Annotated in this window: 11 protein-coding genes; 6 read left to right on the top strand and 5 right to left on the bottom strand. The window is 56.8% G+C overall.

What is annotated here, in order from left to right:
• Nucleotides 1-274 precede the first annotated feature (274 nt).
• A complete protein-coding gene (locus tag I6F33_RS24955; protein WP_225144418.1) occupies nucleotides 275-640 on the bottom strand; it encodes a hypothetical protein in 366 nt (121 codons plus the stop codon).
• 439 nt (nucleotides 641-1,079) lie between these two features.
• On the opposite strand from I6F33_RS24955, the gene asnB reads away from it, so the two are divergent.
• The 5 genes from asnB (at nucleotide 1,080) to I6F33_RS24930 (ending at nucleotide 6,499) form a co-directional block, all read left to right on the top strand.
• Nucleotides 1,080-2,966 (top strand): asparagine synthase (glutamine-hydrolyzing), encoded by a 1,887-nt coding sequence (gene asnB, locus I6F33_RS24950; RefSeq protein WP_225144417.1) that lies wholly within the window; start codon nucleotides 1,080-1,082, stop codon nucleotides 2,964-2,966.
• 33 nt (nucleotides 2,967-2,999) lie between these two features.
• On the top strand, nucleotides 3,000-3,935 hold the full coding sequence (locus tag I6F33_RS24945; protein WP_225144416.1) for a glycosyltransferase family 2 protein: 936 nt from the start codon (nucleotides 3,000-3,002) through the stop codon (nucleotides 3,933-3,935).
• Nucleotides 3,936-3,946: 11 nt separating this feature from the next.
• Nucleotides 3,947-4,894 (top strand): lysylphosphatidylglycerol synthase transmembrane domain-containing protein, encoded by a 948-nt coding sequence (locus I6F33_RS24940; RefSeq protein ID WP_225144415.1) that lies wholly within the window; start codon nucleotides 3,947-3,949, stop codon nucleotides 4,892-4,894.
• Between the two features lie 157 nt (nucleotides 4,895-5,051).
• On the top strand, nucleotides 5,052-5,636 hold the full coding sequence (locus I6F33_RS24935; RefSeq protein ID WP_225144414.1) for a class I SAM-dependent methyltransferase: 585 nt from the start codon (nucleotides 5,052-5,054) through the stop codon (nucleotides 5,634-5,636).
• Nucleotides 5,637-5,674: 38 nt separating this feature from the next.
• Nucleotides 5,675-6,499 carry a class I SAM-dependent methyltransferase gene (locus tag I6F33_RS24930; RefSeq protein ID WP_225144413.1) on the top strand — a complete coding sequence of 275 codons (825 nt, stop codon included), beginning with the start codon at nucleotides 5,675-5,677 and terminating at the stop codon, nucleotides 6,497-6,499.
• A 28-nt stretch (nucleotides 6,500-6,527) separates the two neighbouring features.
• On the opposite strand, the gene I6F33_RS24925 is transcribed toward I6F33_RS24930, so the two are convergent.
• The 4 genes from I6F33_RS24925 to I6F33_RS24910 form a co-directional block, all read right to left on the bottom strand.
• The gene (locus I6F33_RS24925; protein WP_225144466.1) at nucleotides 6,528-7,547 is read right to left on the bottom strand and encodes an NAD-dependent epimerase; all 1,020 of its coding nucleotides are present in this window, start codon (nucleotides 7,545-7,547) and stop codon (nucleotides 6,528-6,530) included.
• 181 nt (nucleotides 7,548-7,728) lie between these two features.
• Nucleotides 7,729-9,408: a hypothetical protein gene (locus I6F33_RS24920; protein ID WP_225144412.1), complete on the bottom strand. Its 1,680-nt coding sequence runs from the start codon at nucleotides 9,406-9,408 to the stop codon at nucleotides 7,729-7,731.
• Nucleotides 9,409-9,442: 34 nt separating this feature from the next.
• The gene (locus tag I6F33_RS24915) at nucleotides 9,443-10,732 is read right to left on the bottom strand and encodes a nucleotide sugar dehydrogenase (RefSeq protein ID WP_225144411.1); all 1,290 of its coding nucleotides are present in this window, start codon (nucleotides 10,730-10,732) and stop codon (nucleotides 9,443-9,445) included.
• A gap of 168 nt (nucleotides 10,733-10,900) precedes the next feature.
• Entirely contained in the window at nucleotides 10,901-11,269 is a 369-nt protein-coding gene (locus tag I6F33_RS24910) for a hypothetical protein (protein ID WP_225144410.1), read from the bottom strand.
• Nucleotides 11,270-11,635: 366 nt separating this feature from the next.
• Here I6F33_RS24910 and I6F33_RS24905 point away from each other — a divergent pair, with 366 nt between their 5' ends.
• The gene (locus I6F33_RS24905; RefSeq protein ID WP_225144409.1) at nucleotides 11,636-11,833 is read left to right on the top strand and encodes a hypothetical protein; all 198 of its coding nucleotides are present in this window, start codon (nucleotides 11,636-11,638) and stop codon (nucleotides 11,831-11,833) included.
• The last annotated feature ends 249 nt before the right edge of the window (nucleotides 11,834-12,082 follow it).

Below are 12,082 nucleotides of genomic sequence, written 5' to 3'. Positions count from 1 at the left end.
GCAAGGTTCGACAGGGCTAAATCGTATTTTGACGATGGCCCAACACCGAGGTTGCCAGTGAAGCTGCCTCCGCAGTTGACCAATCTGAGCAGGGTACTTGAGGACAATTTATTGAACGCCATGACACCTTGTGCTACCTTGCAGCAATGTCTTCTCCGGATCGGCCATGCCCTGGCCAAAGCGGCAACAATCGCACGGATACGCTCACTGGACCGATGTATGAGCGACCTCCATCGGCAGGGTTTCAAAGCTGATAGCGCCTGCCTTTGGACAACTATGGTCTTGCGGTGGCGGTTCGCTCTACTGTAGCTTTCAACGCGTCCACGTGGGCCCGAATTGCTCTTGTTTCGGCGACGTTGGTTGGGATTTCTTCCGTGGCTTTTTCTACCTTGGTCATGCGAAGATTCAATTCGGCCAGTCCCCTGTAGATCAGGTCCAGATACATTGTTTCGCTCTTCTTAGCCTCAGCTAATTCCTTGGCTAAAAAGTCAAATCGTTCGGTTGATGGTTGCTGGATCTGCTTAAAGTATGCTTCTTCGGTCCGCCATATCGCGAGCCTCTGCATTTGCAGGAGGCCCATGAAGACGAGGTTTGCCGCAAGCAACGTCACCAAAATTACACGCCAGTTTTCCTTGAACATCCGATTCCTTCCGATACAAGAGCGCTTATCACCTGGCGCTGGCTGACGGACGCGCAAACGTTTGATTACCCCCAAAATCAAAGGGCGCCGGTTCACGCTGGCGGGGCTCTTTCCGCAATCGCCCACGTTCTAACTACGGTCTGAGGATCGATTCGAGGTTCCCTTGATGGGCATGGAGATCTAGGCGATGGCACGGTTATAGCGGCTCGCAATGGTTGGGTTCTACCCTTCTCGACAGTTTTACGGGTCTTCCGGTCTGTTTCCTACCAACTCGTTTACTCTCGTACCAACCCTCCAATCGCGGTGATCGCATCGTGTATTCCGATTTGCGGGGGCGGCGCTCCCAGTATCCTTCCCGATCCCCGCACCTGCTCTCGCTAGCGGTACATTTGCCGCTATGCTAAGGGCTGCAGCTTCAGGGCGAAAGCGATCGATTGAAATGTGCGGAATTGCCGGTATCGTAAATTTCGATGGTGAACCGATCGCCCGTCAGTCCATCGTTCAAATGACTGAAACCCTGGCACACAGGGGCCCGGATAGCTCCGGGATCTGGGTCGAGGACCATGTCGGTCTTGGACATCGCAGGCTCGCGATCCGGGACCTGTCGCCCGCCGGCGCCCAACCAATGATCGATCCCGGTGCGAAGATCGCGGTCTCCTACAATGGCGAACTCTACAACGACGTTGAACTTCGGCGAACGCTCGGCAACACGGCGGGTGCCAGGTTCCACACCAGCTGCGATACCGAAGTCATCGCTCCCAGTTATCGTCTCTGGGGCAAAAACGCGTTCCTGAAATTCGAGGGCATGTACGCGATTGCGCTTTGGGATCAGGAGAACGAGCGCCTCATTCTGGCGAGAGATCCGATCGGGATCAAACCCCTTTATTTTTCCTTCGTTGGGCGGTCGTTGCGGTTTGCAAGCGAGATCAAAGCTCTGCTGGCGCTGCAAGATCAGCCGCGGCAACTTTCACCGCAAAGCCTGCATCGGTTCTTTGCGCAGGGCTATCCCGGACCAGCGCGCAGCCTGATCGACGGGATCGAGCCGCTGCCGCCCGGCAGCACGCTCGTCGCGGACCGGAACGGTTGGCGCGTCGAACATTTCTGGCAACCCAAGCGGCACACCAAGATCGTGAGCTTCGAAGAAGCCCTTTCCGGTTTCGATCAGCTCTGGCCCGAGGTGGTTGATGATCAGCTCATCAGCGACGTGCCGGTCGCTCTGTTGTTGAGCGGCGGAATCGACAGCGCGCTGATCGCCACCGCGCTGCCTGGTCGCTCGGACCTGTCGGCCTATACCGCCAGTTTCGGCGAAGCCGCCTTCGACGAAAGTGGACTCGCCGCGGTCACCGCCAGACACACCAATCTACGCCAGCGTTTTGTTTCGATCGATACCGAGGAAGATATCGAGGTTCGCTTTCTGGACGTTGTCGCCAAGGTCGATGGCCAGCTGGCCGATTCGAGCGCTTTGGCATTTTATTCTCTTTGCCAGAAGGCCGGCCGGGAAGTCCGCGTCCTGCTGACCGGTGATGGCGCCGACGAGTTCTTCGCCGGCTATGAAACCTATCGCGCCACCCGCGTTGCAACGGCCGTGGGGCCTTTGTTTCCGAAATTCGCGATGCGACATCTTTCAGACGCGCTGTTTGCGAAAGCGGCGGCGAGCCAGGCCAAGGTGGGAGCCGCGGAAAAATTCGCGCGATTGCTCGCCGGCATGGCGAACGGTGGCGCGCGGCCACACCCGCAATGGCGGCGATATCTATTTCCCGAACAGATCCACACCCTCTATGGCACCGGGATGAAGGACATCGATCGCGAGGCTGATGCCCTCGACGAATATGCCGCGGCACTCGGCACCGAAGGCTCCGCGGCGGACCGGGCCCTCGAGGCGGATCAGCGTTACTATCTTCCCGGCGACATGCTGATGAAGACCGATTCGATGAGCATGGCGCACGGCGTTGAGGTGCGGGTGCCGTTCCTCGATCGGCGCGTCATGGAATTCGCCAATGGCCTCGACGTGGCGGTGCTCAGCCCGCTTCGCGGTCCGGACAAGCGCATTCTGCGCGCCTATCTCGAGAGACACGGTCTGCCAAAGGACCTGACACAGGGGACTAAAAAGGGCTTCAATATTCCGGTGGCAAGCTATCTGCGCCATGGCCTGAGGTCGCTTGGAGAAAGGCTGCTGGACAGGGAGGCTGACTGTCTGGCGCCCTTCCTGCAGCCGGATGCCGTGCGGCGACTCTGGCGAGAGCACGTTGACGGAAATTCCCGTTATAGTTACACCCTCTGGACCTTGCTGACCTTGGCGACCTGGCGAACAACGGCCAATGTCTAGCAGTGCTTTCCGAGCCTAATTTAGGAAACAATTTTGGGGCCGTTCGAAGACGTTTCAGTCATCATTCCGGCGTTCAATGAAGCGGGCGGGATTGGTCCGACTTTGGAGCAGCTTTCGCTTGCAGTGCCGGGCGCCGAAATCATCGTCGTCGATGATGGCTCGATCGACAGCACCGCCGAGGTTGTCGAAAAATATCCGAACGTGACCCTGATGCGGCATGGCTTCAACCGGGGATACGGAGCGGCGCTGAAAACCGGCATGGCCCACGCCAGCCGTCCGCTGGTCGCCTGGTTCGACGCCGATAACGAGCATCGCGTCAGCGATCTAGTTTCGATGATAGGTGCCATTCGCCAGGGCGGTCTGGCGGCGGTGATCGGCCAGCGAATATCGGGCGGCGCGTCCGCGGTCCGCGGCGTCGGCAAGGCGGTGATCCTGATGCTCGCCCGGTCGCTCGGGTTCCGCGGCGGTCGCGACATGAACTGCGGGCTTCGCGTCTTCCGCACTGAGGTGATCTGTCGATATTTGCCGTTGCTTCCGAATGGTTATAGCGCGTCGATGACGAGCCTGCTGGTGATGCTCGAGCGCGGTTATCCTATCGGATACCATCCCGTGGAGCTCGCCGCCCGCATCGGAACCAGCAAGGTCACCCTCCGCGCGGGCTTTGCCAGTCTGCTGCTGGTGATGCGGGTGATCATGATGTTCGCCCCGATGCGGATTTTCCTGCCCTTCGCATTGGCAATGTTCAGCATCGGCGCGGTCTACGGCGCGACCCTGGCAATCCTGCACGGCGAAGGGTTTCCGACGTTCGGCATCTTCTTGATGCTCGCCGGCCTTCTCATCGGCATGCTGGGGCTGATCGCCGACCAGCTCAGCCAGTTGCGCCTCGTCCAATACGAGACCACCACACCCTATCGCGCGCTGCCGCTTGCAAAGGACCGCGAAGCGAAATTACCGCCGGGACTGTCTTGAGAAGCCATGTCTTGAAGGTCGGCCGATCCGCCGCGCCGCTGCTATTGACCTCGTTGCTGCTCTGGCAGGTGTCATACGCGGTCGATTCGAGCCAAGTGTTGCGGCAATTGTCGGCGATGCGGCCGGGCTTCTTCGTCGCCGCCGTGATGCTAATGTTGCTGAGCAACGCAGTCGCAACCCTGCGCTATCAAGCGGTGCTCCGAACCCTTTGTCCTGACGGTCCGGTGCATTACTTCCCGTTGCTCAAGCTCAACCTCCTGACGCTCTTCAGCGCGCATTTTGTCCCCTTCGGCGCGCTGGTGGATGCCATGCGCGCGCTGATTTCGCGCAGGCTCCTGAAAATGTCGGTCGGCAAGGCGGTGGAGGGCGTGATCGCAGATCGCGCGCTGGCGGTAGCCGGATTTGCGCTTTTTGGACTGCTGTTGCTTCCACTGCAGATCTCGATGCACTGGCCCTGGCGGATCGTCATGGCTCAGATCGCGGCCTTTGGCGGGCTGCTCGTGCTCCTCGGAGTCGCTGCCTTCGGCTTGACCTTGCACGTGCGGTTCCTCAAGTCCGCAGCAGAAGCCGCGCGACGGTTTTTGGGACATATCGCGACGTGCCATAGCCTCGGCTGGCAGCTTGGCCTCGCGGCCGTCAGCACCGGCCTGTTCGTAGCGATGCTGGTGCTGCTCGGGCTCGGGCTCGGCTTGCGCATTCCGCTCTGGGTCGCGTTCACGACGACGCCCGCCATCTATCTTTCGCAGGTTGTTCCGATCTTCTATGCTGGGTTTGGCTCGCGCGAGATTGCGTTCGCCGCTTTGCTCGTACCTAGTGGCGTTCTGGTCGACTCGGATGCGGTCGCCCTCAGCTTGAGCATAGGTCTTTGCAATCTGGCGGCCAGTGTCCCAGGAGTGATTTTCGCCTGGCCGCTGCTGCAGGCATTGCGAGGGAAGGCGATCGCGCCGGCGGTGAAATGATCGCCCGGTTGCCTCCTCTGATAGCGAAAGGGACACGGGTTCGGCCATGAATCCCAATGCGACGACACATGATGGAACTCTCCCGCCCAGCTGGGCGCTCGCCCCGCGCAGGAGCTTGCTGCAGTCGGCCTGGGACCTAGCCGGTGCCCCCCTGCGGATGGTGCTGCTGCCGGATTCACAGAGCGAACGGCTGCACTTGACATCGCTGCGGGCCGAGCGCTATGCGGCCGTGTTGCCGCAGCTCAGGGGACGGGTTCTCGACATCGGCGCTGGCGACAATGCGCTGATACGTCTCTATCTACAAAGGCTGCGACGCTCAGGCAAGGATGACGCCGGCGCGGACGACAGCGTCGGGGTCGATGTCGTCGACTGGGGCGGGGATACGCTAAAGATCGCATCCTCGGACAGTCTTCCGTTCGAAGCGGAAAGCTTCGATACGGTCGCCTTTGTCGCATGCCTCAATCATATCCCTGAGCGGATCGGTGCCCTGAAGGAAGCGCATCGTGTGCTCAAGCCCGGCGGTTTGCTGGTAGCGACGATGATCGGGCGGCTGATCGGCGATGTTGGCCATGCCATCTGGTGGTACAGCGAAGACAAGCACCGCGACGTTGCCGAAGGCGAGGTCATGGGAATAGACAAGACTGAGATGCTACGGCTTCTTGAGCAAGCCGGCTTCACGCAGGTTTCGGTAAAGCGGTTTGTCTATGGAATGAACTATCTCTATCTGGCTACGCGCACCTGATCCAGAAGGCGCGGCGCGCCGGAAGCGGGAAACGGGCAATGACATCCTCGCATTCAGCAAAATCCAAGCCGGACGTCGGTCAGCGGACGATTGCCGATTTCGGCGATCAATGGACCCGTTACACCGACAATTCTGGCTATTATGGCTCGCTCGGACTCTTTGCCGATATCTGCGAGCCGCTACTGAGCCTCGACAATGTGCGCGGACGCACTGTTGCGGATATCGGATCCGGTACTGGCCGAATAGTAAGTATGCTGCTGGATGCCGGCGCCGCGCACGTGACCGCACTTGAGCCCTCGGAATCCTTCGCTGTTGTCGCTGCCAACACCGCGGATCGCGCCAGCCGGGTCGAGGTGATACGCTGCGACGGGACGGCCATTCCGCAGGATCGTGATTTCGACCTCGTGGTATCGATCGGCGTGCTGCATCACGTCGAGGATCCCGCACCGATCGTCAAGGCGGCGAGATGCGCGCTAAGACCGGGAGGCGTGATTTTCATTTGGCTCTACGGTCGGGAAGGCAATGGCATATACCTGGCGCTGTTCGGGCCCTTGCGAGCCGTCACCAAGCGAATGCCGCATCGCCTGCTAGCCATTCTGTGCCACGTCTTGGACTTCATTGCGATGTCGTACACCGCGGCTTCGCGAATCCTGCCGCTTCCGATGCGCCAATATATGCAAATGGTCTATCGCCGGCTGCCCCCCGATAAGCGACGCCTGGTGATCTATGACCAGCTCAATCCAGCATACGCCAAGTATTATAGCGAAGACGAGGCGCGGGGCCTGTTGGAGAACAACGGCTTCACGAACGTTCGTACCCATCACAGGCATGGCTACAGCTGGAGTGTGATCGGGGTACGATGAAAACTGCTGGTGGCCCCTCGCAACGTGGTTAGGCGGACTGGTCGGGCTTGTAGTAGCTTAAATACCAATCGACGAATTTCCCGACTCCCTCTTCAATCGAGGTCTTCGGTTGAAATCCAACGGCTTCAGCGAGACTATCAACATCGGCATATGTGCTGGCTACGTCGCCCGGCTGCATCGGAAGAAATCGTTTAATGGCCTTCCTGCCGATTTTCGCCTCGATACACTCGATAAATGAAGTCAGCTTAATCGGATTTCTGTTTCCAATATTGTAAATTCGGTAGGGCGCCGATGAAGTTGCCGGATCGGGCGCCTCGTAATTTCGGACCGCGCTGGGCGTTGCAATCTTGTCTGCAACCCGAACGACGCCTTCGACAATATCATCAATATAGGTGAAGTCTCGCTCATGCTTCCCGTTGTTGAATACGTCGATGGGCGTTCCGGAAATAATACTGCGCGTAAAGAGAAACAGAGCCATATCCGGCCTACCCCAAGGACCGTACACGGTGAAAAATCGCAATCCGCTTACAGGCAGATTGTATAAATGGGCATACGAGTGCGCCATTAGCTCATTGGATTTTTTGGTGGCCGCGTAGAGGCTGAGAGGATGATCAACGTTATGACTGACCGAAAACGGCATCTTGGTATTTGCGCCGTATACGGACGAAGACGACGCAAAGACGAGATGCTTGACGCCGTTGTGGCGACAGCCCTCCAATATGTTCAAGAAACCTATGATATTTGAGTTGATGTAAGCATGTGGCGCTTCCAGGGAATAGCGCACGCCAGCCTGAGCCGCCAAATGGATGACCTTCTCCGGCTTGAACTTTGAAAACAAGCCCGAAACGGCGCTGCAATCTTCGAGATTCGCTTCTACAAAGTGAAAATTCCGAAAGGCAGAAAGCCGGCTTAGTCTGGCTCTTTTCAAATTCACATCATAATAATCGCACACATTATCGATCGTAACGACGTCGTGACCTGCCTCCAACAGACGGTGGGCGGTGTGATATCCAATGAAACCAGCTGCGCCGGTTATCAGCGTCGGCATCTTTGACTTCACGAACTCAGGGTTCGTGCCCTCGATATTGTCTTGGCTTCCAAAGCCGGCTCCGCTTTGCTTTGGGCCGCCCTGAACGTTCATCCTGAGCCAGTTAGCGTCCTTCAGTGTTGTACGCCAAATGGCGCGGGTGGAGCAACGGACGATCGGTGGCCTGTACGCGGCGTTCGAGTCATGCCCGAAGGCTCCAGCGAGCGCCTTCAATTGGAATTGGACTGTTTCCGCAATCCACCCCCTTCCTGGCAAATGAAAAGTTCCTCTTAACGATCGCGGAGATCTGAAGAAGAACCGGCGTTGGAGGCAAAGGCAAAAGGGCAAGGCACGTTGCTATGGAAAAAAGGAACGTCCCGAGCAAAGCGTAACTATAGCGGACGTCTGCGAACAACGAGCTTCCCGTGATGTAGATATTGATCAGGGGTATCCCGAGAAATATCGCGCCAAGCAAAACGTCCTTTCTCACGAGAACCGCCGATGCCGCTAATGAAAGAAGAAAGAAGAGGTCAAGCGGAATATAGGCGACCAACCCCATGATAAAATGAAGGTAAGTCGGCTGGCTTCTGAAGTATGGTTTCATCGATGCAGCAAACACCCGATGAAGTTCGGACTTGCCATCCTTCTCAAAGAACTCGGCGATTTGACTGTCGAAGGCGCCAACGTTTGGCTGAACCCAGGACAGGTAAAGATAGTGATTGCGTTCATGCGCAAAGAGCTTCTTGCCATTGAAGCCGCGAAAAATCTCATAGTCGGCTGGAAGAGCTAAAAGATAAAAATTGAAACCGCTCGAAGAAAGACCGTAGCCGATCGAGTTAAGTCGAGGTCGATAGCCGTCGGCCACAAGCGCCCGGCCCATGTCCTCGATTTTGCCGATGACTTCTGTGTTGGAGGCACCCGCATCAATCCAGGAGCGCATGATGGTCGTAACGTCACCAAACGAAGCTCCCTCCTTGAGCAGCCTTTCCGCACTGATCGAGGGTGGTAACTGGTAGCTTCTAAATCTCTCGGTCAATTCCGGGCTCGGTTTGGGATTTGCATACAGCCCCGCCCACAACTTGCTCGGACCCAGTCGGGGAAAAATGAACTCGCCTCCATCAAGTGCTCTGATTGACGGGAAAAGCAAAATGCCGAAGATGAAAACCAAGCTGAATGCCGCAAGATTCCCGGAGAGCAGCCGGCCTCGCCGAATGAGCGTCGCGCAAGCGATGCCAAGACAGAATACTGCTACGGTGCTTCTCAATTGAGTTGCGAAGAAGATGCAAATGCAAAAGAGAACCGAAGCTCGAGCGCTCATGCTGCGGCTATTGATCGCGCCGACCGATGTTCCCAAGGATATCAGCAAAAACGACGAAGATAGCGACTCCGTCAAAAGCGCATTATGCATCGATTGATAGAATGGAATGAGACAAAGCGCCACCGCCGCAACCGCAAACCATCTTGACGGCCAGGTAGAGTAAAAGGATCGGGTGCAATAGACGAGTGCAGAAGCGGCAATTGCGTGTTGTCCGACTGCAAGGCAAGGCCAGATCAGCTTGACTGGCAACAACGCCAAGGCGTTCCAAAGCAACGGCAAGCCTAATGGAACGTAATTGTGCCACCAAAGGGGCTCCCCCGTGATGATGCCGACGCCACGCTGTGAGGTAAAGAGCGCATCAGATATATTGATGTAGCTTGATGCATCCGCCCATATGACTGCACCCTGCAACCATAGGAAGAGGATGTGAAGAAGCACTATCAAAAAAATGAAAGATCGCTTCTCCGGGCTCAAACAATTCAGGCTCTGCTCTCCCAGAGAGAAAGAAACAGGCGCGCAGTTTTTTCCAAGTCGCCCCAACTGCATTAGACGTCCAATGGCCATCTCAGACTGCACAGACATTCAACCAGTTCATCCGTCAAAGGCGGGAGAGATGGATTCCGCTAGGCACATCACTCCGCGGCAACATGCCCTTTAAATCGAAAACAATGCCTTGATCGGCCAGCTTGAGCAGGCCGGAGACGCGACGCCATCCATACTCACTGAAGATCTTGTGCGGGACAGCAATGATCACCGCATCGGCCGGGGCAAGATCATCAAACTCAAAAAGACTCAAGCCGTATTCCTTCATTGCCTCGAGCCGATCCACAACGGGGTCATGCACCTGGATGTTAATCCCGTATTTTTCAAGCTCTTTCACCGTGTCTGCAACGCGACTGTTTCGTATGTCAGGCACGTTCTCTTTGAATGCCAACCCCAAGATCGTCACTGTCAGCGGGTGGTCAAGTTTCTTCATCATCATCACACGAGCGCATTCGTCAGCTACGGACTTACTCATGGAATCGTTTACGCGGCGCCCTGCAAGTATGACTTCCGGGTGGTAGCCGATCTGCTCTGCCATATGGGTCAGGTAGTACGGATCGACGCCGATACAGTGCCCGCCGACCAGGCCAGGCGAGAAGGGCAGGAAATTCCATTTTGTTTTTGCGGCCGCCAGCACGTCACCCGTGTCGATACCAAGGCGTTTAAAGATCAGCGAGAGTTCGTTGATCAACGCGATGTTCAAGTCGCGTTGTGTGTTCTCAATGACCTTTGCCGCTTCGGCGGTCATGATGTTTGGCGCTTCATGGATAGGTGCGTTAATGACCGCGCCATAGACACGCGTCATCGTTTCCAGTGTCTTTTGATTCTGACCGGCAACTATCTTGGCGATGTTTTCGAAGCGATGCACTTTATCTCCGGGATTTATCCGCTCAGGCGAGTAGCCAAGAAAAAAATCTCTACCTGCTACCAACCCGGATGCTCTCTCCAGATAGGGCGCACATTCATTCTCCGTGACACCAGGATACACAGTTGACTCATAAACAACGATATCGCCCCGGGAAAGCATCGAGCCGACGAACTCCGAAGCGCTAAACAACATGCTAAGATCAGGCCGCTTGGCGTGATCCAAGGGAGTCGGAACAGTCACGATGAAAAAGTTTATCGCCGCAAGACTCCGAACATTGTTCGAATAGACCACATCGGCTTCTTTGAGATCGTCTGACTCAACTTCTCTGGTCCGGTCGTAACCTCTGATGAGCTCATCTATGCGTTGCGGGTTTATGTCGAAGCCTACAGTTTGAAATCCCGCGCGTGCGAACGCAACAGCAATCGGTAACCCAACGTAGCCGAGTCCAACGACGCCAATCCTAATTTCATCACGCACTTCTGTTTCCCTCTTTAGCTGTCGTGCACTTTAGAAAAGTTGCCAACTCGACCGAGGTCGGACCGAGCAACGCAATTGCTGTTCCTGCAACTTACAGGAAATTCCTGGGGCTGCTCAACTCGAATTGCTGAGTCATTTTGGTTTCGGCTTGCGTGGCGCCTCCGGGGTTTATTGCCCGTAGTTTGGACACCACGCAAGAGGAGGACACCATGACGGAAGCGATGGCGCTTGAAATGCTTGAGCGATGGATGTCTTGCCAAACCTTATAGTGTCGGCAATCTTCACTCCTTCCAGCGAATTACCGCCAGGACAATCCAGTCTCACGTTGGCAACGAATTTTCCGGCATCGTTTGCCTGGCGAGCCGACTGCGAAACCCTATGCGCATCGGCGGGAACAATTTCTCCGGTGATCCAGATGGTCGCTTGACCGGATTTGTCCACGCCGACTTTGATCTCAACAGATTCAGCATTGCTCAAAAGCGTTGCGATCAACAGCAGTGTAAAAACGACTGAGGCCGTCGCCCGCGAAATGATCATCGTATACCCCCAATGAGGGATATTGTTCAGAAACCTGGAAGCGTGCACAAGTGCTTCCAAAAGGGAATGGATTCTTGTACCAAATCAGCGCGATTCCCGTCGGACGCCTGCTGGATCTGAGCTATAGTCGCTTCAATGGGCGGGACTTGGTCGTTGGCACCGGCAACAAGCCGCCCGCCGGCCTCTGCGCTGGCCATGGTGTGCTGTAACGAATGGGCGAGTCCGGATTCTTCCACCGCCCAGTCCGGGTAAGTCCGCGCGTGTCGAGTCCACCATAGCGATGCATCCACGCGCTGTCCGTGTGGCAGAAGATGTGAAAGCCCCGCATGCGGCGGGCAGCACTACCTTGGCGCGGTCCAGTGCCAGGTGCAGCATCTTGTAGAGCCGGCCGCCCTTGCAGAGCCGGAACAGCTTTTCGCCTGGGACGGCGCGCGAGGAAGGGCACGCCTGCGCCGGCTCTGTCCCTACAAGACCTTGCCGGTCGAGGAGCAGCGCGGCGTGGTCGATAGCTTGAAGAATCTGGAGCACATCGTATTGCGCTGGGACAAGCTGATTGATGCATAGCGCGAGCGCGAGTTCTCGGCGGCGGCGGAAAGCATCCGCGACGCGATCGACAAGTATTTGCCGAAACGTCCGCCCGGCGAGGACGAATGGCGAGCAGGCGCGCAACCTCGCGCGTGCGTATCTCGATAGCGTGCTGAAGCCGTCGAGCGCTTCCAAGCTTTACACGATCACACGCCGGCAGTCATCATCGGCCGATCCGGCGCAAGCATTGTCATGTGGGCGAATGAACGCGTCTTGCTGCGCTCGAAC

This window comes from Bradyrhizobium sp. BRP20 (assembly GCF_020194215.1).
GTDB lineage: Bacteria > Pseudomonadota > Alphaproteobacteria > Rhizobiales > Xanthobacteraceae > Bradyrhizobium > Bradyrhizobium yuanmingense.
The sequence above is the reverse complement of the archived record's forward strand: the minus strand, read 5'-3'. Positions and strand labels throughout refer to the sequence as shown.

Bases quoted from the DNA above. Each gene is read 5' to 3' on its own strand.
- I6F33_RS24955 (WP_225144418.1), bottom strand. From the start codon at position 640: ATGTTCAAGGAAAACTGGCGTGTAATTTTGGTGACGTTGCTTGCGGCA.
- asnB (WP_225144417.1), top strand. From the start codon at position 1,080: ATGTGCGGAATTGCCGGTATCGTAAATTTCGATGGTGAACCGATCGCC.
- I6F33_RS24935 (WP_225144414.1), top strand. From the start codon at position 5,052: ATGGTGCTGCTGCCGGATTCACAGAGCGAACGGCTGCACTTGACATCG.
- I6F33_RS24930 (WP_225144413.1), top strand. From the start codon at position 5,675: ATGACATCCTCGCATTCAGCAAAATCCAAGCCGGACGTCGGTCAGCGG.
- I6F33_RS24925 (WP_225144466.1), bottom strand. From the start codon at position 7,547: ATGCCGACGCTGATAACCGGCGCAGCTGGTTTCATTGGATATCACACC.
- I6F33_RS24920 (WP_225144412.1), bottom strand. From the start codon at position 9,408: ATGGCCATTGGACGTCTAATGCAGTTGGGGCGACTTGGAAAAAACTGC.
- I6F33_RS24910 (WP_225144410.1), bottom strand. From the start codon at position 11,269: ATGATCATTTCGCGGGCGACGGCCTCAGTCGTTTTTACACTGCTGTTG.